Raw genomic sequence first — 23,753 nt, forward strand, 5'->3', positions numbered from 1 at the left:
TGAGACTCGTCAAAGAGCCTCACGTATGCTATACTATCTCCCAATAAGGGCTTTTAATTCCATCCCGTGAGGTGGAGAAGGCTAAATCACTTTACCGAGCCCTTGGAATAAATTCAGAGGGCTCTTTGTCATGTCTTGGAGCCCGGAAAAGAGGTTATGATGGAACTACAAACGTCCAAAGTCCGCATGCTGCTTGATGTCGAGCAGAAGCCGCCTTTCCTACAAGGGCTCTTGTTGAGCGCCCAACACGTCTTTGCTATGTTTGGGGCGACCGTTCTGGTGCCCCTGATTCTGGGGATGCCGGTTTCGGTGGCGCTCTTTGCCTCAGGGATTGGGACCCTCATCTACATGGTCTCGACCCAGTTCAAGGTGCCGGTCTACCTAGGGTCGTCCTTCGCCTTTATCCAGGCCATGTCCTTCGCTAATAGTCAGATGAATGGCGATGTCTCTGCTGCCCAAACCGGGGTGGTGCTAGTTGGGCTAGTCTATGTTGGAATGGCCCTCTTGATTCGGGCAATTGGAACTACTTGGATTGATCGCTTGCTGCCGCCTATTGTGATTGGGCCCATGATTATGGTAATCGGTTTGGGCTTAGCCAACTCAGCAGTTAAGAATGCTGGTTTTGTGGAGGGGGGCGACATCAAACATATCCTGGTCGCCCTTGTTACCTTCTTAATCACGGCCTTCATCAATACCAAAGCCAAGGGTTTTCTCAAAATCATCCCCTTCCTCTTTGGGATTATTGGGGGCTACTTGGTGGCCGTTGTCTTTGGTTTGGTAGACTTTAAGCCAGTCCTAGAGGCAGCTTGGTTTGAAGTGCCACATCTCTATTTGCCATTTGAAACTGGGGGCTTCTTCAGTCGCTATCACCTCTACTTTGGGCCAGAGACTTGGGCGATTTTGCCGGTAGCGGTCGTGACCATTGCAGAACATATTGGGGACCATACAGTGTTGGGGCAAATCTGTGGCCGTAAGTTCTTGGAAAAACCAGGCCTCCATCGGACCTTGATTGGGGATGGGGTGGCGACCGCTGTGTCAGCCTTTATTGGTGGCCCGGCCAATACCACTTATGGCGAGAATACTGGGGTGGTAGGGATGACCCGTATCGCTTCCGTCTCTGTCATTCGCAATGCCGCCCTCTTTGCTATCGGGCTTAGCTTTATGGGCAAATTCACGGCCATCATCTCCACCATTCCTAAACCCGTATTAGGTGGTATGGCCATCCTACTCTATGGGGTCATTGCTTCTAACGGTTTGAAAGTGCTGATTGAGAAGCAAGTCGACTTCCACCAAGTCCGCAACTTGATTATCGCCAGTTCCATGCTAGTGCTAGGCTTGGGCGGCGCGGTTCTCAAATTAGGACCGGTGACCTTATCCGGTACTGCCCTCTGCGCCTTGGCTGGCGTCCTGCTCAACTTAATCTTGCCACACGAAGAAAAATTCCAAGACCAGAAGGTTGAAGAATTACTTGGTGAAGCGTAAATAAGGAGCTCCCTTTCCAGGGGGCTTTTCTTGTGCGGAAAAAGCTAAGCATGAGCAGAATCTTGCAGAGCAAAAAAATCTCTCGAAATCAGGCCTTAAGGCATTGCATATTTGCTGGAGTATGCTATAATAGTACGGTGCGCAAAGTACGCACACTGAGTGGGAGGAGGCTTAGGCTTCCATGAACCACATCACGAACCAAAAATTAAGGAGGAATGTTTCGTGGCTAAAAAAGTCGTAAAACAAGTTAAATTACAAATCCCAGCCGGCAAAGCAAGCCCTGCTCCACCAGTAGGTCCAGCGCTCGGTCAAGCACAAGTAAACATCATGGGGTTCTGTAAAGAGTTCAACGCTCGTACACAAGATCAAGCAGGCTTGATTATTCCTGTTGTTATCTCTGTATACGAAGACCGTTCATTTACTTTCATCACCAAAACTCCACCAGCTCCAGTATTGTTACTGAAAGCTGCTAAAGTTGACAAAGGTTCAGGTGTACCTAACAAAACTAAGGTTGCCACTGTAACCAAAGATCAAGTACGAGAAATCGCAGAAACTAAAATGCCAGACTTAAATGCAGCCAATGTTGAAGCTGCAATGCGCATGGTTGAAGGTACTGCTCGCTCAATGGGGATTACAGTCCAAGACTAAGCACAATGTAGCTTCTCAACCCGAATTCTATCGGGTGTGGGAGGTCAAACCGTTATAACCACAACATAGGAGGAAGAAAAATGGCTAAAAAGAGCAAAAACTTACAAGCGGCTCTTGCAAAAGTAGACCGCAACAAAAAATACGAAGCTAACGAAGCTGTTACCTTAGCAAAAGAAATCGACTTCGCTAAGTTCGACGCTACCGTTGAAGTTTCTTACAACTTAAACATCGACGTTAAGAAAGCTGACCAACAAATCCGTGGCGCAATGGTATTGCCACACGGGACTGGTAAAACCAGCCGTGTAGTTGTAATCGCGCGTGGCGAAAAAGCTAAAGAAGCGGAAGCAGCAGGTGCTGACTTTGTTGGTGAAGCAGACTTAATCCAAAAGATTTCTGACGGTTGGTTAGAATTCGACGTGATGGTCGCTACCCCTGACATGATGGGTCAAGTGGGTCGCCTTGGTCGTGTCTTAGGGCCAAAAGGCTTGATGCCAAACCCTAAAACCGGGACTGTTACCATGGACGTAACCAAAGCAGTTAACGACATCAAAGCTGGTCAAGTCACTTACCGTGCTGACAAAGCTGGTATCGTGAACGTGCCAATCGGTAAAGTATCTTTTGAAGACAACAAATTGGTTGAAAACCTCAAGGCGCTTCACGAGCAAATCTTGCGTGTGAAACCAGCTGCTGCTAAAGGTACTTACATCAACAACTTGACTTTGAGCACTACTTTTGGTCCTGGGATCAAGTTGGATGTTACTTCTCTCTAATTTTTAGCGAGAAATCCGCGAAGAGGCTTGACATGATGGCCCTTCTTCGCTACAATAACATACGTTAATATAACGACCGAAGACAGTAAGTGGCGCAGGCCTTAATTTCTTACCGAGGAAGTTCCACGAATGGAAGCTATCTCTATGTCTAAGGTGACATAGAGATTTTTTATGACAACATAAAAATCTCTATATCAAACTAGCGGAGGTGAAATTATGACAAAAGCAATTCTCTTGAAAAAGCAAGAAGAAGTTTCAAAAGTTGCTGAAGAACTCAAATCTGCAGCATCTGTAGTCGTTGTTGACTACTTAGGCTTAACCGTTGAACAAGTGACTAACTTACGTAAAGAGTTACGTGATAACGGCGTGCAAATGAAGGTTGTGAAAAACACCATCTTACGTCGTGCTGCTGCTCAAGCTGAAATCGAAGGCTTGGATGCTCACTTTGTAGGCCCAACTGCTATCGTGTTCAGCGAATCAGAAGTTGTAGCGCCAGCGAAAGTTATCGCAGAATTCGCTAAGAAAGCTGAAAAGCTTGAAATCAAAGGTGGCTTAATCGAAGGGAAAGCAGCTTCAGCAGAAGACGTGAAGGCTCTTGCAGCTCTTCCAGACCGCGACGGCATGCTCTCTATGCTCCTTTCTGTACTGCAAGCCCCAGTACGCAACACTGCATTGGCTATTAAAGCTGTTGCAGAAGCAAAAGAAAGTGCAGCTTAATTACACAATACTAAACTTAATGGAGGAAATTAATCATGGCATTAAACATTGAAAACATTATTGCTGAAATCAAAGAAGCAACAATCATCGAATTAAACGATTTAGTAAAAGCAATCGAAGAAGAATTTGGCGTAACTGCAGCAGCTCCTGTAGCAGTAGCAGCAGGTCCAGCAGCAGCAGCTGAAGAGAAAACTGAATTTGACGTTGAATTAACTAACGCAGGTGCAGGTAAGATCAAAGTTATCAAGGTTGTCCGTGAAGCAACTGGCTTAGGCTTGAAAGAAGCTAAAGAATTAGTTGACGGCGCACCATCTGTAGTCAAGGAAGGCGCTTCTAAAGAAGACGCAGAAGCTTTGAAAGCTGCCTTAGAAGAAGTTGGCGCAACTGTAACCTTGAAGTAATTTTCAAGCTAAGAAATAAAGCTAGAAACTCCGTTTTATCGGAGTCTCTAGCTTTTTTTTGTTTTGTCCGTGAATACGTTAATGAATAGCTTGCCCCTGGTTACATACGCTTAAGAGAATTTATGAATTCAAAATGACCCCTTTACTATCTTTTTATGGATATTGACAAACGGGAGTTTTAAGGATAAAATGCAAAACAAGATATCGCACTAAATTTATATGGGGCCTTATTAGGAAAGGGCGGGGTGACAGATGAGGAAAATAAGTAAATTGTTTGTTGGAAAGTTTAATTTAGTTTTGGCTTGCATCCTATTTTCTATTTTACTTTCCTTCGATGGTATCGGGGGACCATACTTTTTAGGGCGTTTTACCGACTTTCTGACAGTGGGAGATTACGTTTCCGGGACTTGGACAACAGTGCAGTGGCTTGCTTTTCTCATGCTAATTGCCCTTTCGCAGGCCTTACAGCGTTACTTCCTAGCTAAAATTCGGACCCAAGTTAGGATTGAGTTAAAAGCGCAAGAATTGACTAAGGCCAGTGCTAGACCGCGATTGGGCGCTGCTAGTGGCTATCTGGCTAGTATTACGACCGAGGTGACGCAGATTGATGAGCGGATAGTCGCTAGCCTCTTGACATTTGTCTACTGTCTTTTGCAGACGGCGGTTACTTTTAGCTTCTTAATGATGCTTGATGTACCAGTAGGGCTGATTTTTGTTGGGCTAGGATTTATACCTGTCTTGGTACCGCGCCTCAGCGCCAAGTGGCTCAAAGAGGCCACTGTAAACTGGCAAGGAGAAAACCAGCGCTTCGTCAATCAATTGGATGATTTTCTTAAAGGGCGTAAACTCTTAAGTCGCTTTCAGGCACTACTACCGGGACAAACGCGTGTTATGTCCCAATTGAATCATTCAGAGTCAGCCTATCTCCAAATGGAGCTCAAGCAACAAATAGCCAATACCTTGGTTAGTTTACTCTATGTTGGTGCCCTTTTGGTGGGTTTGCTACTAGGCATTCAATCTGTCATGGCAGGTCGTCTAACGGTGGGGGCGCTGATTACCATTTACATGGCGGCAGATCGGGTGATTTCTCCCCTAATGACCTGTATTCAACTTTATAATAATATGTCCGCAACACAGCCACTCCTAGACAAGATAATGCAACCAGTTCAAGCCGAAAAGTCGCACCTAGAGTTAGTGCGTGGTGAAAAGCAAACATTGATTCAGGTGCAGGATGGGACAGTTGGTTATCCAAATCGTCCTTTGATTAAAGGCTTGAATCTCCAGTTGAACTTGGGAGAAAAAATCCTCCTGCAGGCGCCATCAGGTTCGGGTAAGTCAACCCTTATCCAGACTCTGATGGGCGAAATCCCACTGCTGGAAGGCAAAGTGAGTCTGAATCGAGATGCATTACCATCGGATGAAGGATCTTGGTTTGGTATGGTGGAACAAGCACCCTTTGTTTTTAATCTGACTTTAGGAGAAAATTTAAGTTTAGGACTAGATTACGCGTCAGAGGAAATGGAAATGGCCTTACAAGCTGTAGGATTGGCGAAGTTTGCTGATCCAGAATCTTTGGCTAGAGTTTTGGGTGGCGACCAACAAATTTTGTCAGGCGGTGAACTCAAGCGATTAGAGGTTGCACGTGCGCTTCTCTTCAAAAAGCCTATTTTGCTAGTGGATGAGGCTCTTTCAGGACTTGATGCTCAGGCTGCAAACGCCTTAAACCAAGTTTTACGTCAGTATCCCGGCTTGGTTATTGATATTGAGCACCATATTACGCCAGACCTCATTTCCCAATACGACCGCGTCCTTACCATACGCGATGGATACTTAGAAGAAATTAGCGCATAGAAAAAACCCATTATATCATATATGATATAATGGGTTTTTTGTGTGTGGATTATTTTTTTGTACTGTGAGAGGATAGCTTTTAGCCTTGAAGCTAGGTGAATAACTGTAGTCGCGTCAAACATCATGCCATTGGAAGGTTGAGGATGGCAGGCGTATGAGAAGCGCTTGGAGCGTCGCGACTTAGCGATTCCATAGCCTGACAAGGCGGAAGACTGGCAGATAGCCAGGCTAAAGCCGGTCCCCTTCCATGGGCATGATGTTTGCTTGAGCGAATACAGTTATTCACCGTTTGAAAAGCTAGTATCTATTTCTAATCCTTAGAACAGTCGTTGTTGAATATTCTGGGTAACGTCGTTGCGCTCATTGTAATAAGCCGCTAGCAAGGTGGTCTGGTTCTCATTGACCTGGTCGGCCGCCGTATCCTCGGCTGTGGTCAAAATTTCTTTAGGGAAGTAGAGACGCAAATCGCCACGCTGCTTGCCGGCTAGGGAATTGACTAAGGGACTAACTTGAGATAGCTCAACAATCTGCCCCATCTTGGTAATGAGCTCAATCTGGGTGCGTTTGCTAATCTGACCTACACGATAATAGTCATAAGGCAGGTCAAAACTAGAATTCTCCGCGAAATAATAGTAAGGGTCATAGCCCAGACGGACCAACTCTTGGTCGATGGCAATGGTCAGCTCAGTCTTCTCTTCGGGACTAGTCAGGACGGATTTGAAAGGTTTGCGGGTTAGGAAGCGATTAGCCAAATCTGCCAGCAAGATATCCTCTTCGTCTAGCCAGTGGTTGAAGTAGCTGCTGAGGATGTGGTCGTCCAAGCGCAAGTAATCAGATAGGAGCCAATCCCCTCGTAGGAAGGGCTCTAGGAAGCTGATTTGGGTCTTCATCTGGTCCGCTTTTTCCAGATAACAGGTCTTAGCGCGGGTCAGTAGGCTGTGGAGGACCATTTCCATGCCGCGGGAGACGGAGTGGAAGTAGACCTGCATATACATTTGATAGCGACTAACGATATAGTCTTCAATGGCGTGCATACCCGAGAAGTCGAATACAATGCCGTTTTTGAAGGGGCGAATCACCCGCAAAATCCGCGTCAAATCGAAAGTGCCGTAGGAGACGCCAGCATAGTAGGCATCGCGAAGCAGATAGTCCATGCGATCGGCATCAATCTGGCTACTAATCAGCTGGACTACCTGTTGATTAGGATAGGTCTTATTAATGACACTGGCGACCTTAGCCGGAAATTCTGGGCCAAGTTGTAGCAAGACCTGATGAATTTCAGTTTCAGGCGAGGTGATAATACGTTGAGTAATCTCCTCATGGTTGGTATGGAAGATTCCTTCAAAGGCATGGGAGAAGGGGCCATGACCGATGTCATGGAGTAAGGCAGCGCAGAGGGCGACCAAGCGCTCGGAGGCCTGCCAAAGGCCGTCACCCGGCGTTTGGGACAGGTATTGGCGTTCGAATTTGTCGACTATGAGGCGTGTAATTTCATAGACACCTAGGGAGTGACCGAAGCGCGAATGTTCGGCCCCGTGGAAGGTGTAGACGGAACCGCCCAATTGCTTAATACGGCGCAGGCGTTGGAATTCTCGCGTGTTAATCAGATCTAAAATAATCTGGTCTTGGATATGGATATAGCCATGTACCGGGTCGCGGAAGACCTTCTCACGGCTGAGTTTTTGGGCCGCAACGGCCCCATCAAAGTTAAACATGGCATAACCTCCTTAGCTATCTTGCTTGCTATTTACTTCTGCTTTTAGTGATTGGGTACGGGCCAAGGAAACTTGGCGCATTTTGGTAAAGATAGGCACTAGGTCAGGATCTTGATAGTCACCTGGCGCTAGTTTCTGATAGCGGCTAATCAGCTGGATCAACTCTTCTTGGTAGGTCTGGCGGTCAAGTGGTTGACCACAAGCATGAGCCAGAGTCGTCATAACTGCAGGGTCTACCTTAGGATAGCTGTCGTCTGCTCCAGCTGCCTGGTAAAAGCCCGCCATGAGTTGGGCGCGAGCAGCTTGGTCGCCCGCCACACTGATATAAGCCGCAGTTGTCAGACCAGTCTTAAAGCGACGTTGGGCAATGCCACCGATTTTTTGTCCGCCCACGACCAAGTCATAGGTGCCGGGGCAGTAGGATTGGGCGATTTCATAGGCTTCAAGCTTAAGGCCATAAGGCATCAGGGACAGTCCAATCAGGGCCACCATCTGTTCATAGGCGGCATCAATGGATAGGGGGAAGTGGGTCAGGTCGCTTGCCAAGCCAATATTCAGGATGCCTGGATCACAGACCACACCCAAACCACCATGGGGCCGGAGGGCATAGTCGAAGCCTTGCTCTTCTAGGTAGGCCAAACCAGCCGCTAAGTTAGGCAGACGGCTATCTTTGGCGCCCAAGAGGACAGTGGGACGATCAATGGAATAAAAGTGAACGAGGCCTTGAGGCTGGTCCCCTTGTAAATGAGGTAGCCAACGAATGAAGCTGTCCTGATAGGCCAAACTATCGCTTGCCGCTAGCGCCGGAACATGGCTAGCATCGTCGAAGTAACGCCATTCATGCTGTGATAAATACGGAAATTGCGGCAATGCCATTCTGCCCTCCCCCTTTCTTATCAAAGCTGCGCTCCTAAATGCAGATGAGAGCGATTGCTATGGTGTTATTATAGCACGATTTGCGGTATAATGACTATATAGAACCATTCGAGAGGCCCATCTTGTGACAGAAAGTGAACAAGTGGCCAGAAAGGAGCTTCATGAGACGTGTAAGCATTGACCTTCAGGTCGAACAACAAATTATTTATCCCGATAGTCAGCAGGTAGAACGTTATGACCACAAGACCCGGGCGGTCCTCTTAGAGCTAGAATCTTTTACCAAGCTGACCTATCAAAACCTCAATCAAGAACCTGTTGAAGTCAAATGGCTACCCCAAGCTGATGGAAGCACCCAGATTCAAGTCAGTCAGGCCCAGGGGGTGCTGCTCTTTGTGCCAGACCAAGAAACCATGACCAGCTACCAGACTCCTCAGGGTAGCTGGCCTTTGAGTGTCCATACCCAGCACTTGCACTGGCATTTTGAGCCGGCAGATCAAGCAGGAAAAATCCGCTATGCCTTGACCGTCGATTATCAATTAAAAAATGACCAAGAATTGCTAGGAAACTATCGTTTTCGATTGATTTATGTCGCTTAAATAGGTAATATATAAGAGTATACTAGGGAGGGTGTGTCAAACCATGATTTTGAAACAATTTGAAGGACAAGACCGCAAAGATTTATCCATGATTGAAGTTGCTCACGCAATTTTAGAACAAAAAGGTGATGTGGTAGACTTTACGGAATTACTGATTGAAATCCAAAACTACTTGGAATTATCAGAGTTAGAGCTAGAAAGCCGTATGGTCCGCTTCTATACTGACTTAAATATCGATGGCCGTTTTATCTCCTTGGGGGAGAATCGTTGGGGCTTGCGTGGCTGGTACCCAATCGATGCAATCGATGAAGAAATTATCTCTAGCGCTGAAGCTGAAGATGATCGTCCAGTTAGCCGTCGTAAGAAACGTAAATACAATGCCTTCTCTGAAGGAGACGACATGATCGACTACAACGATGATGATCCAGAAGATGCAGATGATATCTACGATACTGATTTAGACGATTACGGTGATGTGGATGAGGAAGATGAGGATGACGACGATACTCGTGGTCTAACCCTCATTGAAGACGATGCCGTTGACTTAGACGACGACGAAAGTCAAGAGTTGGGCGAATACGCTTCTGACCTCTCTGATTTCGGCGACGATGACCTAGATTTAGACGGTGATGCTTCCTTCGAGGCTGAAGATGATGAAGCCGATGACTTCGAATCAGAAGACGAAGAATACGAAGAAGAGTTACAAGACGAAGAAGAATAAACTTGACGCGGTCAGAGCTTTAGCGTAATATTTTATGTGGGCCCCCTAAAGCTTTTTAGGGGCAACTGACCGAGTGAGCGCTCCCTGTTCCTAGAACGGGGAGCGATTTTCATTTAGTAAATAGACAAGGAAAAGGAGTAGTGACATGACAAAGTATATTTTTGTAACGGGTGGGGTAGTTTCCTCAATTGGTAAAGGGATTGTAGCAGCTTCCTTAGGCCGTCTGCTCAAGAATCGTGGTCTCAAAGTAGCCATCCAAAAATTCGATCCTTATATCAATGTGGACCCCGGCACCATGAGTCCTTACCAACACGGGGAAGTCTTTGTCACCGATGACGGGACCGAGACTGACTTGGACTTAGGTCACTATGAGCGTTTCATCGACATTAACTTGAACCAATATTCCAATGTCACTACCGGTAAGGTCTATTCCGAAGTGCTCAAGAAAGAACGTCGGGGTGACTATCTCGGGGCAACGGTTCAGGTGATTCCGCACATCACTAACGAAATCAAAGATAAAATCCGTCGTGCAGGTGAATTAACCGATGCCGATATTGTCATCACTGAAGTAGGGGGGACAGTAGGGGATATTGAGTCCCTACCATTCCTTGAAGCCTTGCGCCAAATGAAGGCCGACATGGGCGCCAACAATGTGCTCTATATTCACACTACCCTCATCCCTTACCTCAAAGCGGCAGGTGAGCTCAAGACCAAGCCAACTCAACACAGCGTCAAGGAACTGCGGAGCTTGGGGATTCAGCCTAATATCTTGGTAGTCCGTACCGAAGAAGAGTTACCAAGTGGTATTAAGGACAAGTTAGCCCTCTTCTGTGACGTTAAACCTAATGCTGTGATTGAGTCTCGCGACGTCGAGACCCTCTATACGATTCCGCTTAATCTTCAAGCGCAAGGCATGGATGATTTGGTACTGGACCACTTTGGTATCCAATGTCCAGAAGCAGATATGACCGATTGGCGTGCGCTAGAAAATAAGGTGCTCAATCTTAAGGGTAAGGTCACGGTCGGTCTAGTCGGTAAATACGTGTCCTTGCCAGATGCTTACCTATCCATTGTGGAAGCACTCAAGCATGCAGGTTATGCACACGATACTGAGATTGACATTCGTTGGATTGATGCCGAAGAAGTGGATGATCAGAATGTCGCGGACTACTTGGCTGATGTCGATGGCGTCTTAGTACCAGGTGGCTTCGGTAGCCGAGGCCTAATCGGAAAAATCGCAGCCATTCGCTATGCTCGCGAACACAAATTACCATTCTTCGGGATTTGCTTGGGTATGCAATTGGCCTGCATCGAGTTTGCCCGTAATGTGGTAGGCATCCATGATGCGGATACAGGTGAAGAAAATCCAGCTTGCCCACACAAAATTATCGATCTCCTGCCTGACCAAGAGGCAGAAGGCGACTTGGGCGGCACGCTGCGTTTGGGTCTCTACCCTTGCCGCTTAGTAGAAGGGACCTTGGCTCATCAACTTTATGGCCAAGAGGTGGTTCAAGAACGCCACCGTCACCGTTATGAGTTTAATAATGCCTACCGTGAGCGTTTAGCAGCAGCAGGCTTGACTTTCTCAGGCCTGAGCCCAGATGGTCGCTTGGTGGAAATTGTCGAAATTAAAGACCACCCATTCTTTATTGCGGCGCAATTCCATCCGGAATTTATTTCTCGTCCTAACCGACCACAAGCTATTTTTGATGGTTTCGTGGCAGCCTGCCAAGCGCAACAAGCATAGTCAAGGACCGCACAAGTTTTCAGAGCTTGTGCGGTTTTTGTCTGAAGATGCGCGGTGCCTGACTAGACAAGAGGCGAACTTGTGAATAAAACGCTATGGCGCAGTTTCTGGCCAGGGCTAGGGGGAAAGACTAGCCAAGGCAGTGAAAATGGAGTATAATAAAAACATAAAATAATCCAATTCAAGGAGGCATAAACATGAGTCGTTTAGTAAGTATGACGGAAATGTTGAAGAAAGCAAAAGAAGGTCATTACGCTGTTGGTCAATTCAACATCAACAACTTAGAATGGACCCAAGCGGTATTACAAGCTGCCGTAGAAAACAATTCACCAATTATCTTAGGGGTTTCTGAAGGTGCTGGTAAGTACATGGGTGGCCCTGTTGCTGTTGTCGGCATGGTAAATGGTTTGTTGGAAGCAATGGATGTAAAAGTACCAGTTGCTTTGCACTTAGACCACGGTTCATCTGTTGATGTATGTAAACAATACATCGATGCAGGTTTCTCTTCCGTAATGTTCGACCACTCTCACTACCCAATCGATGAAAACATCGCTTTAACCAAAGAAGTAGTGGCTTATGCTCATCCTAAGAATGTTTCTGTAGAAGCAGAAGTTGGTACAGTTGGTGGTACTGAAGATGGCGTAACCGGCGGGATCAAATACGCTGACTTAGAAGAATGCAAACGCATGGTTTCTGAAGGTCAAATCGACGCTTTAGCTGCTGCTTTAGGTTCAGTTCACGGGACTTACGCTGGCGAACCTGTATTAGGTTTTGATGAAATGCTTGCTATCTCTGAAGCAACTGGTGCTCCACTTGTACTCCACGGTGGTTCAGGGATTCCAGAATTCCAAATCAAGAAAGCAATCGAACGTGGTCACGCTAAAATCAACGTGAACACTGAATTGCAACAACAATGGACAGCAGCTGTTCGTGCTAAATTAGCAGCTGACTCAGAAGTCTATGATCCACGTAAAGTCATCGCACCTGGTAAAGAAGCCATTGTGAAGACAACTAAAGAAATCATGGACATGTTTGGTTCAACAGGCAAAGCCTAAGACCAGTAAGTATCATGTAGGGACTGGGATTTCGATTCCAGTCTCTTTTTTGCTGATAGGGCAAGGAGACACGGGTTCATTTGTTGCCGGAAAGCCCTAAGAACGTAATCTGATTGTTACGGTATAGGGCTAAGATTTCCCTTATAATAATAAAATAACAAGTACAAGTAGGTGGCAAGATGAAAGGACAACATATACGAGGCCTGAATGGCATAAAGGGTTTGGCTATTCTGATGGTCATTAGCTATCACCTCTTTCCGAGCGTGACCAGCGGTGGCTTTCTCTGGGTCAATAGTTTCTTTGTCCTAGGGGGCTTCTTCCTTGCGCGAAGCATGGAGAAAATCCAAGAAGGTAATCGGCCACATGCCCTGAGAAACTATGTCTTAAAAACAGTCCAACGGCTTTGGTGGCCACTCTTGGTCTTTATTTTAATCCTATTGGCCTATCTGCTAGCCTTTGATCGACGAGAGCTGACTTATGACCGAAGCGACATTCTATCTAGTCTCTTCTTCTTCAATAATTACTTCCAGATTAGCGCCGGCCGGTCCTACTTTACTCAGATGGCTGGGACCTCGCCATTTACCCACCTCTGGTATAATTCGCTTTATGTCCAGTCTTTCCTTGTCGGAGTGGCTGGTATCTGGGTGACCCAGAAAGCCTACTTTTCGGCCTACTATAAGGCAGCCTTTTGGCTGGCTCTGATGAGTCTCAGTCACACATTGACCTTCTATCTCTACCAACCATCAGGGGATCCCTCTCTGGTTTATTATGGTTTGGTGACCCGCTTTGCTAGTGTAGCGGGTGGGATTGCCCTGGCTTACTTATTGCCAATTTTCCTTAACGCTTGCTATCGCTATCAGCACAAGCAAGTCATGCTCAATATTCTGGCTTTAGTGTCAATTGCGCTCATGCTAGTGCTTAGCTTTACTGCATCAGACCAGTCAGGCATTACCTACTATCTCTGGTTACCAGCCTTCAACGCCCTGACCATGTTACTAGTGCTGGCCTTAGTGGGGGGCGCAACCCTAGGGCGTTTGGTCTTTGATTGGGGCTTTTTGACCCATTTTGGTCGCCGTTCTTACTCCTTCTACCTCTGGTACTATCCGCTCCTGACCGGCCTACTCAAGGCGCTACCTCATACCGCCTGGACAGCTATCCTGGTCTTATTGGTTATCCTACTGGCTAGCGAAATCTTCTATTGGCTAGTTGAAGGCCGCGCGCCTCAGCCTGTCTGGACTTGGGGTCGTCGTTTTAAGACCGCCTGGACGCGTTTGAGACAAGGCGCGTGGCGCTGGCCAGACTGGCGTAAGGCTAGCCTAGGGCTAGTGGGAGCCATTGTTTTAGTAGTCGGCCTCTTGCTAGCAGCTGACTATCAACGCTTTGCCTTGTTTGAATTGGAGTACTTGGCCTTTACTAACAAGACCCATGTTCAAAAAGCCATTTATCCTGGGACTGAAGCTATGGATGCCCTACAGACCGATCTCAAGGCAGTGGACACGACTTTTAAAACCGACTATGTAACGCCACAGTCACACCAAACTATCCTTGATAAGGCCATTAAAGCCAGTCAGGTCAATGCCGAAATGCAAGACTTTTTTGAGGAGAACAAGGAAGTTTTAGAGCAAGCCGCTGCCCTTAATCCAGAGCTTGTGGCCATGCTGTCACCAGTTGAAATCATCTATGCGACCACTCAAGAAGTATCGCTCTTTGGTGACTCGGTGGCCTTGCTTAACTCATCGACTTTCTCTGATATCTTCTGGCAAGGCAATACCTACGGTAAGGTCAGCCTGTCCGTCTATAACGGAGCGCAAGAAATTCTACAGGACCGTGTCTGGTCGGGTCTAGTTAAACCTAAAGTGGTCATCCAGCTGGGTGTCAATGGTGGCTTAGATACTGATTCCATGGATCAGCTTATGGCGATTTTACAGGGTAGAGAAGTCTATTTTGTAACCGTCCATAACGCGGATGGTGAGGACACGGAAGTGAATAGCTATATTAAAGACACTGCCCGTCGCTATCCAAATGCCCATGTAATTGATTGGCAAGCCTATCAAGTGGGACATCCGGAATGGTATGTGTCGGATGGTGTCCATCACAACGAAGTAGGCACCCTGCACTATGTGGCCTTTATCGCTCGTAGTCTCTATCAACAACGTTAAGACTCATCTAACCAAGCTGTCTTCTGTACAGCTTGGTTTTTTATGTGAGCCATGGCAAGAGGGCTAAGACTAGATAGTAGGCGAGGGCAATGGCTGGGACAAAGGGAATAGGTTGGTGCCAGCGCCTAGGCCGACTGCCAACCATCAAAAGACCAAGCCCGGTTGCCAGTCCCAAGAGCCAAGCTAGCGCCCTGAGTGGAAGAGACAGCCAGAGCAGGCCCAGTAATTTGATATCAGCTCCGCCAAGCCAATGGGGATGCAAAATTTGGAGTAAGATGAGAAAGCCCAAGGCAAGGACAATCACCAGCATCTTCCAGCCATCCCAAGTTTGATAAAAGGCAAGAAAGAAACTAAAAGGTAGGCAAGCAAGCTGTAAGATATCCGGCACCCAGTAAGCCCAGAGGTCGCAAGCAGCCATCACAGCAAGCAAGACGAGTAAGATACTATATAAGCAGATTCGAGTAGGAGACCAGGCCTGATAAGCAGCCATCAAGACCACGCCGATAGCTAAGCTGCCTCCCACCAACTCGCTTTGCCAGTAAATCGATGAGATTACTTGGTGACAGTAAGGGCAACGGGAATGGAGGCGGGCTTGGGAAATCAGGGGGATGAGCTCTTTCCAGGAGAGAGGATGATGGCAATAATCGCAAGAGGAGCGAGCTCGCCAATCAAAATGGTCAAAAACCAGTTGGTGGGCCAAACAAGGCACAAAAGAACCTAGGCAAGCTCCCAAACAAAAGGCTAAGATAAATCGCATATAGAGCACCTCCTTATATACTATATAGACTGAAAATAGAATGAAACACTAAAACTCATCAAAAATTCTGAAAAAATTTAGGCTATGACTTGACTAAAAAGCAAATCTAAGCTATGATATATGAGTCGTTACAAGAGTCATTAGCTCAGTTGGTAGAGCATCTGACTTTTAATCAGAGGGTCACAGGTTCGAGCCCTGTATGACTCATTCTTGCTTTTAGCAAGCTGTAGCCGGCTTAGCTCAGTTGGTAGAGCATCTGAATCGTAATCAGAGGGTCGAGGGTTCAAATCCTTTAGCCGGCATCGCCAACTTGCGGAAATAGTTCAGAGGTAGAACATCACCTTGCCAAGGTGGGGGTCGCGGGTTCGAATCCCGTTTTCCGCTTATGATAAGGCTAGAATCTTCTAGCAAAGCCCAGAGTACCGTCTTGTATGGTGCTCTGTTTTTGTTTGCTGGATTAGGGTATAAGGAAAGGAGCCAAGGGGCTGCCAGGCCAGCGCTCGTGCAAGCCAAGAAGTCGCGACTGAGCTTTGGTTCGTCCATCTTGCTTTTTGAGTCAGCTTTTGCTAGAATAAGAGTAGGCAATGGCGGCGTCATGAATCGAGTCAGGACCGGAAGGTAGCAGCTATAAGTGACAAAGCCATGTGCTTATTTTTTACCCATCAAATACTATCAAAATCGCCCATTATATCATATATGATATAATGGGTTTTCTTTTAACCTGACAGTAGTTACATTTAAGGCACAAATCATGAATTTAGTGTCCAAAATATCACGTATTTTGACCAACTTCTACCCTATTTATCTATAGAATAGATAAATAGGGAAAGGAGTTTTAGTGCTAGGCAGATTTAAGCAAGTTGCCTTGATTTTCTAGGGCCATGCCTAGCGAATCAAGGGCTACTTATGCTATAATAGATAGGAAATATCTGTGCCCAAAAAGGAGGGTGGACAATGAGTTATCAAGCCTTATATCGGGTCTGGCGGCCCCAAAGTTTTGACGAGTTAGTGGGGCAACCCCTAATTGCCGAAACCCTAAAAAATGCGGTCAAGAACCAGCAATTAAGCCACGCCTATTTGTTCACCGGGCCACGGGGAACAGGGAAGACTTCTGCGGCCAAAATTCTGGCCAAGGCAGTCAATTGCCCACATCAGACAGATGGCAATCCCTGCAACCAGTGTGAACTTTGCAAGGCCATCACAGCTGGCCAATTGAGCGACGTTATTGAGATTGACGCGGCCTCCAACAACGGGGTCGAAGAAATCCGTGACCTACGGGACAAGGTGCGCTATGCGCCCAGTCAAGCGACCTACAAGGTCTATATCATCGACGAGGTCCATATGCTGACTACCGGAGCCTTTAATGCCCTGCTCAAAACCCTGGAAGAACCACCAGCTCAGGTTCTCTTCATCCTAGCGACGACGGAACCCCATAAGATTCCAGCCACCATTATCTCGCGGACTCAACGCTTCGACTTTGGGCGGATTAGTCAGGCTGATTTAGTCGGCCGCATGCAGTATATTCTGGAACAAGACGGGATTGACTTTGAAGCCGAAGCCCTGGCAGTGATTGCGCGGGCCGCCAATGGTGGGATGCGGGATAGCCTGAGTTTGCTGGACCAAGCCCTATCCTATAACCGTTCAGCGGTGACCGTTCAATCGGCCTTGGAAGTGACGGGGTCCTTGTCTCAGCTCGTCTATATCGATTACCTGACTGCCCTCCAAGCCCACGATGGGCCTAAGGCCTTGAGCATTTTACAGGCCAGTCTTCAAGAAGGCAAGCAGGCCAACCGCTTTGTGGAGGAGTTAATCCTCTTCTGTCGGGATCTCTTGTTGACCTTGAATTCCAAAGACAACTTCACCCTCCTGACCCAAGCAGAACTCAAGCCTCTGCGTCAGGCTGGGGACAACCGCTTCTATTACAATCTAATTGAAAGACTTAATCAGGCCTTAAACCAAATGCGTTTTGCTACGCAGGCAGACCTCTTCGTGGAAGTGGCTACCATTGAATTGGCTCAAGAGGTCTCAAATCAGCCGGTAGCTACTGGTCCTGAATCGGGTGCCCTAGCCGAGCTTGTGCGTCAGGTGCAAGCCCTAGAGGCCAAGGTTAGCCAACTGGAAGTCCAGTTGCGAGCAGGAGCACCTGCTCAAGTAGCAGCTCCTAGCCCTCAAGCCCCAGCGGAGGATGACCAACCACGGGTGCCACGCGAGCGCCCTGCAGGTCAGCGTCAAGCCTATCATTTGGACACGGATGCCGTCTATGCCGTCCTCAATGAAGCCACACGTCAAGACGTCAGCCAGCTCAAAAGCGGCTGGGCTACTTGGCTAGAATCCCTGCCACCACAAGACCGCGTGCGCTTGACGGGAGCAGAGATACTGGCAGCAGGCCCTGAACGTATTCTCTTGTCCTTCAAGAGCCAGGACTTCTGTGGTCGAGTCCAGCAAGATGCTGACTTCGTCCAAGAGCTTAGTCGCCAACTGGCTCGCCACTTTGACCGGCCGGTCGCTCTGGCCTTTGTCTTACAGAGTGAATGGAGTCAGGTGCGCCAGACCTATAAGGTCCTCTATGACCAAGCGGGCGGCCCTATCAAAATTGGTGCCGTGGCAGAACCTATTAGGTTAGCCCCAGAGTCGGAACCTCTAGAAACTGAACAAGCTAACCCGCAGTTAGACGACTTCCAAAGCCTAGAGCAAGTCATGATGGACTTGCCAGAAGCGCCAGAGGCAAGTGAGCCAGGCACCGATTTGTTTGGCCTGCCAATGGAAGCGCCAGAGCCCGCTCAGCCACTAGCGGACCAGGAGGACTTGCCGACGGTTGACCCTGTCTTCGCACAGGCACCAGATCAGGATAACCTCCCACCTGTTGTCAGCCAAGCCTTGGCCCTCTTTGGTCAAGATGTGGTCGACATTGATTACGAAAAATAAAGCAAGCATTAAAGGAGATATAAAGATGCGTGGAATGGGAAATATGGGCAACATGCAAGGCATGATGCAAAAAATCCAAAAAATGCAAAAAGAAATGACCAAGGAGCAAGCAGCTATTGAAGCTACTATCTTCCAAGCCCAAGATGTTAACCAACTAGTAACGGTTAAAGTCAACGGCAAGAAAGAATTAGTAGAATTGGACCTAGCGCCAGACTTGGTAGATCCAGATGATATCGAGATGTTACAAGATTTAGTGATTGCAACAGTTAACGATGCTTTGAAGCAAGTAGACCAAGCGACGGAATCACGCCTGGGTAAATACACCCAAGGCATGAACCTACCCTTCTAGCCTATAAACCATCAAAGGAGGTGGCCACCCAGTGCAATACCCTGCACCTATCGCGAAGTTAATCAATAGTTTTACCAAATTACCGGGTATTGGAGCCAAGACAGCGGCTCGGTTGGCCTTCTATGTCCTTGACATGAAAGAATCCGACGTGACCGAGTTCGCCCAAGCCCTGATTCAAGTCAAACGCGACTTGCGCTTCTGCCCGACTTGCGGCAATATCACGGACAGCGAGCTCTGCGTCATCTGTTCCGATCAAAGTCGTGACAGCAAGACGGTCCTCGTAGTAGAAGATGCTCGGGATGTCATGTCCATGGAGCGAATGCATGAATATCATGGCCTCTACCATGTCCTTCATGGAGTCTTATCACCCATGGAAGGCACGGGGCCAGAAGATTTGAATATTCCTTCGCTCCTACGTCGTTTGCAGGAGACGGAGATTGAAGAAGTCATTGTAGCCACCAATGCCACGGCTGAAGGGGAAGCGACCGCCATGTACTTAGCCCGCTTGCTTAAACCAGCTGGCATTAAGGTGACCCGCCTAGCTCATGGTTTGGCGGTAGGCAGTGACATTGAATACGCCGATGAGATGACCCTCTTCCGGGCCATTGAAGGGCGACGTGAATTATAGTGGAAAGACAAAGTGAGGAGAAGGCATGTTTCCAGGAAAGTTTATAACCCTTGAAGGTCCTGATGGGGCCGGCAAGAGCAGTGTGATTGCGGAGTTGACCGCCTATTTAGAGGGCCAGGGCCATCAAGTCCTGACCACTCGTGAGCCAGGGGGCGTGCCCATTGCGGAGGAGATTAGACGGGTTATTCTAGATGTGGATCACACTGCCATGGACCCGCGGACTGAGGCCCTCTTGTTTGCGGCAGCCCGTCGTCAACACTTGGTCGAAGTGATTTTACCGGCCTTGCGTCAAGGCAAAATCGTCCTCTGTGACCGCTTCGTGGATTCGTCCTTGGCTTACCAAGGCATGGCCCGCGATATTCCGGTGGATCTGATCTGGTCCATTAACCAATTTGCGGTAGAAGATCAACTGCCGGCTCTGACCCTCTTAATCGATGTGCCAGCTGAGGTGGGCCTAGCCCGCATTCATCAGGCTCGTGGTCAGCGCCAGTATGACCGCCTAGACCAAGAATCCCTGGACTTCCATAACCGGGTCCGCCAGGCCTTTCTAGATTTAGCCCAAGCCTCGCCAGAGCGCATTAAGGTCATTGACGGCCAAGCGCCACTAGACCAGGTCGTGGCTGCTTGTATTGACGTTCTACATCAACATGCCCTCTAGAGACAGAGAGGAGAAGGAGTATCATGATGAAATTAATTATTGCTATTGTTCAAGATCAAGACCAAAACGAATTGAGCCGCGCTTTCTATGATGCCAATGTCCGTGCCACTAAGTTATCTACCACCGGTGGTTTCTTACGGGCCGGCAACACTACCTTTATGATTGGGATTGAGGAAGAACGGATTGAGGAAGTCTTGAAGATTATTGACCAATGTTCTAAGGCGCGTGAACAATATGTCAGCGCTCCGCTCCATTTGGATATGGGACTAGACTCAGCTGTTAACCTACCTGTTAAAGTTGAAGTAGGGGGCGCGACCGTCTTCGTCTTACCAATCGAAAGCTTCCACCAATTCTAGGCGGCGACTGGTATGGCTACCTATAGCGTCGAAGCCCTCAAGGCTTATTTTGCCCAGCAGGTTCAGGAAGGCCACCTAGCTCATGCCTACCTGCTGACAGGTGGGGACATAATTAGCAAGCGAGCCGTCATAACGGCCCTAGCCCAAGATTATTTCTCTAGGGATAGCGCTGGCGACCCAACGACCATCCGCCAACGGATTGCCGATAACCAGTATGCCGATGTCTATTACTTAGAGGCTCAAGGCCAGACCCTCAAGGTCGACCAGGTCCGCGAGCTCAAGGAATGGTTGGGGCAGAGCCCGCTAGAAGGGCGTGGTAAGTTTGCTATCATTGAGCAGGCCGAGCGCCTCAATGCCTCTTCGGCCAATGCCCTCTTGACCGTCTTGGAGGAGCCGGTGGACAATGTCTATCTCTTCCTCTGGAGTCCAAGTGCTAACTTGCTCCTGCCGACTATTTTGTCACGGGTTCAAGTCCTGCATCTGGAGGCGCCAGACCGCCAAGCCCAGGCAGCGGACTGGGAGGCTCACGGCGTCTTGCCTGTTCACGCCCAGATTCTGGCGGGCTTCAGAGAGGAAACGGTGGCCCGCTGGACGAGCGACTATGAGGCGACCCAGTTTGAGCAGGCCATCAAGACCTGGAACGGCTGGTATCGCCAGCTAGTGATGGGCGACCCTATGGCCTTTGTGGTTCTGCAGACCCGTCTCAAGGGAGACCTGACTCAGCAGGGTGGCTTGGACCTGGCAGATTATTGCCTGCGTCTGACCCATCAGCTCTTAACCAAGGCAGCAGCCTATGATTTCCAGGGGCATTTCTTGACCGAATTGGCCAAACAAGGCCTGCCTAGCCAGGCTGACCTCTTGCGGCTTAATCAGCTCTTGCTAGAGGCTAAGCAGCGGATTTTGGCTAATGTATCCCCTCAGTTGGCTTTAGAACAGTGCGTCTTACGCTTTAAGGCGGGGCGCTAAGCAAGCCAATTCACTCTTATTGATAATGAAAGGATGTTGTGCTAATGGATGAGTCAAACTTGACCCAGATTCTGGCCCAAATGGACAGTCAGTTTAGCCAATTAAGTGATACCATGGCGCAACTCAAGCACCAGGTAACAGAACTTTCCCATGAAAATAACCGTCTTCGCATGGCCAATGCCCAGTTAGCATCGGTCGTCAGCGAAGCCAGCCCGCCCCTGACGGATTTGCCCCCAGAGCAAGAAGACAAGCATGAGGAGGAGACTAGTCAGGCGGTGCCAGCCAAGCGGCAACAGGCGGGGCGCGAGCGCCTGCAGACCTTCTACCAGGAAGGCATCCACATCTGCCATACCTTCTATGGTATGAAGCGAGAGCCAGGGGAAGAGTGTATCTTCTGTCAGAATCTCCTGGATAGTTTCCAGCGCGACAACCACTAGGAGGTCCCTATGACAGACGCGACTGACTTGCTTAAGCCCGGCGAGCGCCTAGACTATCTAGCCCGCGAGAACTTGTCGATTATTCAAAATCCAGACTACTTTGCCTTCTCAGTCGATGCCATCCTCTTGGCCCATTTTGCCAAGGTGCCACGACGCCAGACGGCCAGAATTCTGGATCTCTGTAGTGGGACAGGGGTCATTCCCTTCCTGCTCAGTGCCAAAACAGCCGGTCACATAGATGCGATTGAACTGCAAGAGGCCCTAGTGGATATGGCCCAGCGCTCTTGCCAGCTCAATAATCTGACGGACCGGCTGACTTTTCGCCAAGGGGATGTCAAAACCATGGCGGCGGCGCGTCCCCTCTATGATGTTGTGACTTGCAATCCCCCTTATTTCTCGGTCACTAACAAACAGACCCAACACCACCTGACCTCCCATGCCATTGCCCGGCATGAGGTCTACTTGACCCTGGAACAATGGGTGGCCCAGGCCAAGCGCCAGCTCAAGACCCGGGGCAAGCTCTTTTGTGTCTATCGGCCAGACCGCCTAGATGACTTGATGGAGACCTTGCTAGGGGCGGGCTTTAGTGTTCACCGTCTGCAATTTGCCTATGGCAAGGCCGACCAGGTGGCCAAAGTGGTGCTGGTCGAAGCCATTTACGCAGGGGGACGCCAAGGCCTGAAGGTGGAGCCGCCGATTGTCATTTATGGGTCGGATCAGCAATACACCCCAGAAATGAAGGCAATATATTATGGCGACTAAACAGTATTTTTTCTATGTGCTCTACTGCGCAGACCATACTCTCTATACCGGCTATACGGTGGACTTAGAGGCGCGGACTGCCAGTCATAATGCTGGCAAGGGCGCCAAATATACCCAACAAGCCAAGCGCCGGCCAGTTCGCCTGCTCTATGCTGAAGAGCGGCCTAGCCGGTCTCTGGCCATGCGAGCAGAGGCGCGTTTTAAGCGCCTGACCCGGGCCCAGAAAGAAGACTATCTCTTCCGCCATGGCTTGACGTCCTTATCGGCTAGCCAACCCTTAATTATTCCCTTGGAGGTGCAAGATGGAACAACGGAGCTTTGAGTCCCGGGCGGGGGGCACCCTCTACTTGGTGCCAACGCCGATTGGTAACTTAGAAGACATGACCTTCCGGGCCATTCGCCATCTCAAGGAAGCGGATTTGATTCTGGCGGAAGATACCCGCAATACCATTAAACTCTTAAACCATTTTGAGATTGAGACGCCTATGCAGAGCTTCCATGAGCATAGCCAGGCTGACCGTCTCCAGCCCTTGTTAGAACGTTTGGTGCAGGGTCAGGATCTGGCCTTGGTGTCAGATGCCGGCATGCCCCTGATTAACGACCCGGGTCATCCCTTGGTGGATGCCGCCCTTAGCCAGGGCTTAGCAGTAGTGGCTCTGCCGGGTGCCAATGCCGCCCTGACGGCCTTGATTGCTTCGGGCTTATCCTGCCAGACCTTCACCTATTACGGCTTCTTCCCACGGGATAAGAAAGGCCAGGTCGCTGTCTTAGACCTAGTGGCTGGCCAGGAGGCGACGGCTATTTTCTATGAGTCGCCCCACCGAATCAAGCAGGCTCTGCAGGTCATTCGCCAGGAATTGGGGCCGGACCGAGCTGTGGTCATAGCGCGGGAGTTAACCAAGCGATATGAGACCTATATTCGGGGTGAGGTACATCAAGTGCTCATGAGCCTAGCCGACCAGGAAATCAAGGGCGAATGCGTCCTCTTGGTCGCTGGCGGGGGCAAGGTCGAGACGGGCCCTGAGCTAACGGCAGAGACCGACCTCAAGGCCTTGGTCCAAGACCTCATGGCTCAAGAAGGCCTCAACGCCAAGCAAGCCATTAAGCAAGTGGCCAAGACTTACGGACTGAAAAAACAAAGCGTCTATCAGGCCTATCACGACCTGATCGATTAATA

The 23,753-nt window shown here is 48.8% G+C and carries 24 protein-coding genes, 3 tRNA genes, 1 other RNA gene and 1 other annotated feature; of the genes, 25 read left to right on the top strand and 3 right to left on the bottom strand.

What is annotated here, in order from left to right; translation table 11 throughout:
- The first annotated feature begins 159 nt into the window (after nt 1–159).
- The 6 genes from RWO08_RS03410 to RWO08_RS03435 all read left to right on the top strand — a co-directional run bounded on the left by RWO08_RS03410 (nt 160) and on the right by RWO08_RS03435 (nt 5,869).
- On the top strand, nt 160–1,482 hold the full coding sequence (locus RWO08_RS03410) for a uracil-xanthine permease family protein (protein ID WP_306486152.1): 1,323 nt from the start codon (nt 160–162) through the stop codon (nt 1,480–1,482).
- Nucleotides 1,483–1,704: 222 nt separating this feature from the next.
- Nucleotides 1,705–2,130 carry a 50S ribosomal protein L11 gene (gene rplK / locus RWO08_RS03415; protein WP_035364969.1) on the top strand — a complete coding sequence of 142 codons (426 nt, stop codon included), beginning with the start codon at nt 1,705–1,707 and terminating at the stop codon, nt 2,128–2,130.
- Between the two features lie 80 nt (nt 2,131–2,210).
- Nucleotides 2,211–2,900: a 50S ribosomal protein L1 gene (gene rplA, locus RWO08_RS03420; RefSeq protein ID WP_070756436.1), complete on the top strand. Its 690-nt coding sequence runs from the start codon at nt 2,211–2,213 to the stop codon at nt 2,898–2,900.
- Nucleotides 2,901–2,958: 58 nt separating this feature from the next.
- Nucleotides 2,959–3,080 (top strand) — a sequence feature (ribosomal protein L10 leader region).
- A gap of 36 nt (nt 3,081–3,116) precedes the next feature.
- On the top strand, nt 3,117–3,617 hold the full coding sequence (rplJ, locus tag RWO08_RS03425) for a 50S ribosomal protein L10 (RefSeq protein WP_070756435.1): 501 nt from the start codon (nt 3,117–3,119) through the stop codon (nt 3,615–3,617).
- 35 nt (nt 3,618–3,652) lie between these two features.
- On the top strand, nt 3,653–4,018 hold the full coding sequence (gene rplL / locus RWO08_RS03430; protein ID WP_023392535.1) for a 50S ribosomal protein L7/L12: 366 nt from the start codon (nt 3,653–3,655) through the stop codon (nt 4,016–4,018).
- 252 nt (nt 4,019–4,270) lie between these two features.
- Nucleotides 4,271–5,869 carry an ABC transporter ATP-binding protein gene (locus RWO08_RS03435; RefSeq protein ID WP_314211235.1) on the top strand — a complete coding sequence of 533 codons (1,599 nt, stop codon included), beginning with the start codon at nt 4,271–4,273 and terminating at the stop codon, nt 5,867–5,869.
- Between the two features lie 317 nt (nt 5,870–6,186).
- On the opposite strand, the gene RWO08_RS03440 is transcribed toward RWO08_RS03435, so the two are convergent.
- Both RWO08_RS03440 and RWO08_RS03445 read right to left on the bottom strand, forming a co-directional pair.
- Entirely contained in the window at nt 6,187–7,584 is a 1,398-nt protein-coding gene (locus RWO08_RS03440) for an HD domain-containing protein (RefSeq protein WP_314211236.1), read from the bottom strand.
- Between the two features lie 12 nt (nt 7,585–7,596).
- Nucleotides 7,597–8,460, bottom strand: coding sequence for a lipoyl protein ligase domain-containing protein (locus tag RWO08_RS03445; RefSeq protein ID WP_314211237.1), 864 nt, complete (start codon nt 8,458–8,460; stop codon nt 7,597–7,599).
- 161 nt (nt 8,461–8,621) lie between these two features.
- Here RWO08_RS03445 and RWO08_RS03450 point away from each other — a divergent pair, with 161 nt between their 5' ends.
- The 5 genes from RWO08_RS03450 to RWO08_RS03470 all read left to right on the top strand — a co-directional run bounded on the left by RWO08_RS03450 (nt 8,622) and on the right by RWO08_RS03470 (nt 14,738).
- Nucleotides 8,622–9,056, top strand: a complete 435-nt coding sequence (locus RWO08_RS03450; RefSeq protein WP_314211238.1) for a DUF1934 domain-containing protein — start codon at nt 8,622–8,624, stop codon at nt 9,054–9,056.
- Between the two features lie 43 nt (nt 9,057–9,099).
- Nucleotides 9,100–9,777, top strand: a complete 678-nt coding sequence (gene rpoE, locus RWO08_RS03455; protein WP_291427639.1) for a DNA-directed RNA polymerase subunit delta — start codon at nt 9,100–9,102, stop codon at nt 9,775–9,777.
- Between the two features lie 145 nt (nt 9,778–9,922).
- Entirely contained in the window at nt 9,923–11,524 is a 1,602-nt protein-coding gene (locus RWO08_RS03460; RefSeq protein WP_291427640.1) for a CTP synthase, read from the top strand.
- 197 nt (nt 11,525–11,721) lie between these two features.
- Nucleotides 11,722–12,579, top strand: coding sequence for a class II fructose-1,6-bisphosphate aldolase (fba, locus tag RWO08_RS03465; RefSeq protein ID WP_070756429.1), 858 nt, complete (start codon nt 11,722–11,724; stop codon nt 12,577–12,579).
- Nucleotides 12,580–12,758: 179 nt separating this feature from the next.
- The gene (locus RWO08_RS03470; protein ID WP_314211239.1) at nt 12,759–14,738 is read left to right on the top strand and encodes an acyltransferase family protein; all 1,980 of its coding nucleotides are present in this window, start codon (nt 12,759–12,761) and stop codon (nt 14,736–14,738) included.
- 40 nt (nt 14,739–14,778) lie between these two features.
- Here the strand turns inward: RWO08_RS03470 and RWO08_RS03475 are convergent, their stop codons facing one another.
- Nucleotides 14,779–15,495 (bottom strand): prepilin peptidase, encoded by a 717-nt coding sequence (locus RWO08_RS03475; protein ID WP_314211240.1) that lies wholly within the window; start codon nt 15,493–15,495, stop codon nt 14,779–14,781.
- A gap of 134 nt (nt 15,496–15,629) precedes the next feature.
- Between RWO08_RS03475 and RWO08_RS03480 the strand changes: the two genes are divergently transcribed.
- The 14 genes from RWO08_RS03480 (at nt 15,630) to rsmI (ending at nt 23,751) form a co-directional block, all read left to right on the top strand.
- Nucleotides 15,630–15,702 (top strand) — tRNA-Lys (locus tag RWO08_RS03480).
- A 22-nt stretch (nt 15,703–15,724) separates the two neighbouring features.
- Nucleotides 15,725–15,797 (top strand) — tRNA-Thr (locus RWO08_RS03485).
- Between the two features lie 10 nt (nt 15,798–15,807).
- Nucleotides 15,808–15,879, top strand: a tRNA-Gly gene (locus RWO08_RS03490).
- A 187-nt stretch (nt 15,880–16,066) separates the two neighbouring features.
- Nucleotides 16,067–16,156: signal recognition particle sRNA small type (gene ffs / locus RWO08_RS03495), an RNA gene on the top strand.
- A gap of 293 nt (nt 16,157–16,449) precedes the next feature.
- The gene (gene dnaX, locus RWO08_RS03500) at nt 16,450–18,420 is read left to right on the top strand and encodes a DNA polymerase III subunit gamma/tau (protein ID WP_314211241.1); all 1,971 of its coding nucleotides are present in this window, start codon (nt 16,450–16,452) and stop codon (nt 18,418–18,420) included.
- Nucleotides 18,421–18,445: 25 nt separating this feature from the next.
- The gene (locus RWO08_RS03505) at nt 18,446–18,769 is read left to right on the top strand and encodes a YbaB/EbfC family nucleoid-associated protein (RefSeq protein WP_211234432.1); all 324 of its coding nucleotides are present in this window, start codon (nt 18,446–18,448) and stop codon (nt 18,767–18,769) included.
- Between the two features lie 31 nt (nt 18,770–18,800).
- Nucleotides 18,801–19,397, top strand: a complete 597-nt coding sequence (recR, locus tag RWO08_RS03510) for a recombination mediator RecR (protein ID WP_070756424.1) — start codon at nt 18,801–18,803, stop codon at nt 19,395–19,397.
- A gap of 25 nt (nt 19,398–19,422) precedes the next feature.
- Complete coding sequence (gene tmk / locus RWO08_RS03515) at nt 19,423–20,055, top strand: dTMP kinase (RefSeq protein ID WP_070756423.1); 633 nt, start codon at nt 19,423–19,425, stop codon at nt 20,053–20,055.
- Between the two features lie 26 nt (nt 20,056–20,081).
- Complete coding sequence (locus RWO08_RS03520) at nt 20,082–20,411, top strand: cyclic-di-AMP receptor (protein ID WP_035364067.1); 330 nt, start codon at nt 20,082–20,084, stop codon at nt 20,409–20,411.
- A 12-nt stretch (nt 20,412–20,423) separates the two neighbouring features.
- Entirely contained in the window at nt 20,424–21,377 is a 954-nt protein-coding gene (locus RWO08_RS03525) for a hypothetical protein (protein WP_314211242.1), read from the top strand.
- A 44-nt stretch (nt 21,378–21,421) separates the two neighbouring features.
- Nucleotides 21,422–21,814 (top strand): initiation control protein YabA, encoded by a 393-nt coding sequence (locus RWO08_RS03530; protein WP_314211243.1) that lies wholly within the window; start codon nt 21,422–21,424, stop codon nt 21,812–21,814.
- Nucleotides 21,815–21,823: 9 nt separating this feature from the next.
- The gene (locus tag RWO08_RS03535) at nt 21,824–22,576 is read left to right on the top strand and encodes a tRNA1(Val) (adenine(37)-N6)-methyltransferase (protein ID WP_291428873.1); all 753 of its coding nucleotides are present in this window, start codon (nt 21,824–21,826) and stop codon (nt 22,574–22,576) included.
- Nucleotides 22,566–22,898, top strand: a complete 333-nt coding sequence (locus RWO08_RS03540; protein WP_023391524.1) for a GIY-YIG nuclease family protein — start codon at nt 22,566–22,568, stop codon at nt 22,896–22,898. The genes RWO08_RS03535 and RWO08_RS03540 overlap by 11 nt, the downstream gene beginning before the upstream one ends.
- Nucleotides 22,879–23,751, top strand: a complete 873-nt coding sequence (gene rsmI / locus RWO08_RS03545; protein ID WP_314211244.1) for a 16S rRNA (cytidine(1402)-2'-O)-methyltransferase — start codon at nt 22,879–22,881, stop codon at nt 23,749–23,751. Before RWO08_RS03540 ends, rsmI begins: the two co-directional genes overlap by 20 nt.
- Nucleotides 23,752–23,753: the final 2 nt, after the last annotated feature.

It is taken from the genome of uncultured Abiotrophia sp., assembly GCF_963520105.1.
In the GTDB taxonomy this organism is placed as follows: domain Bacteria; phylum Bacillota; class Bacilli; order Lactobacillales; family Aerococcaceae; genus Abiotrophia.

Coding starts and splice junctions, on each gene's coding strand:
- RWO08_RS03410 (WP_306486152.1), top strand. CDS start 160: ATGGAACTACAAACGTCCAAAGTCCGCATGCTGCTTGATGTCGAGCAG.
- rplA (WP_070756436.1), top strand. CDS start 2,211: ATGGCTAAAAAGAGCAAAAACTTACAAGCGGCTCTTGCAAAAGTAGAC.
- rplJ (WP_070756435.1), top strand. CDS start 3,117: ATGACAAAAGCAATTCTCTTGAAAAAGCAAGAAGAAGTTTCAAAAGTT.
- rplL (WP_023392535.1), top strand. CDS start 3,653: ATGGCATTAAACATTGAAAACATTATTGCTGAAATCAAAGAAGCAACA.
- RWO08_RS03435 (WP_314211235.1), top strand. CDS start 4,271: ATGAGGAAAATAAGTAAATTGTTTGTTGGAAAGTTTAATTTAGTTTTG.
- RWO08_RS03440 (WP_314211236.1), bottom strand. CDS start 7,584: ATGTTTAACTTTGATGGGGCCGTTGCGGCCCAAAAACTCAGCCGTGAG.
- RWO08_RS03445 (WP_314211237.1), bottom strand. CDS start 8,460: ATGGCATTGCCGCAATTTCCGTATTTATCACAGCATGAATGGCGTTAC.
- RWO08_RS03450 (WP_314211238.1), top strand. CDS start 8,622: ATGAGACGTGTAAGCATTGACCTTCAGGTCGAACAACAAATTATTTAT.
- rpoE (WP_291427639.1), top strand. CDS start 9,100: ATGATTTTGAAACAATTTGAAGGACAAGACCGCAAAGATTTATCCATG.
- RWO08_RS03460 (WP_291427640.1), top strand. CDS start 9,923: ATGACAAAGTATATTTTTGTAACGGGTGGGGTAGTTTCCTCAATTGGT.
- fba (WP_070756429.1), top strand. CDS start 11,722: ATGAGTCGTTTAGTAAGTATGACGGAAATGTTGAAGAAAGCAAAAGAA.
- RWO08_RS03470 (WP_314211239.1), top strand. CDS start 12,759: ATGAAAGGACAACATATACGAGGCCTGAATGGCATAAAGGGTTTGGCT.
- RWO08_RS03475 (WP_314211240.1), bottom strand. CDS start 15,495: ATGCGATTTATCTTAGCCTTTTGTTTGGGAGCTTGCCTAGGTTCTTTT.
- dnaX (WP_314211241.1), top strand. CDS start 16,450: ATGAGTTATCAAGCCTTATATCGGGTCTGGCGGCCCCAAAGTTTTGAC.
- RWO08_RS03505 (WP_211234432.1), top strand. CDS start 18,446: ATGCGTGGAATGGGAAATATGGGCAACATGCAAGGCATGATGCAAAAA.
- tmk (WP_070756423.1), top strand. CDS start 19,423: ATGTTTCCAGGAAAGTTTATAACCCTTGAAGGTCCTGATGGGGCCGGC.
- RWO08_RS03520 (WP_035364067.1), top strand. CDS start 20,082: ATGAAATTAATTATTGCTATTGTTCAAGATCAAGACCAAAACGAATTG.
- RWO08_RS03525 (WP_314211242.1), top strand. CDS start 20,424: ATGGCTACCTATAGCGTCGAAGCCCTCAAGGCTTATTTTGCCCAGCAG.
- RWO08_RS03530 (WP_314211243.1), top strand. CDS start 21,422: ATGGATGAGTCAAACTTGACCCAGATTCTGGCCCAAATGGACAGTCAG.
- RWO08_RS03535 (WP_291428873.1), top strand. CDS start 21,824: ATGACAGACGCGACTGACTTGCTTAAGCCCGGCGAGCGCCTAGACTAT.
- RWO08_RS03540 (WP_023391524.1), top strand. CDS start 22,566: ATGGCGACTAAACAGTATTTTTTCTATGTGCTCTACTGCGCAGACCAT.
- rsmI (WP_314211244.1), top strand. CDS start 22,879: ATGGAACAACGGAGCTTTGAGTCCCGGGCGGGGGGCACCCTCTACTTG.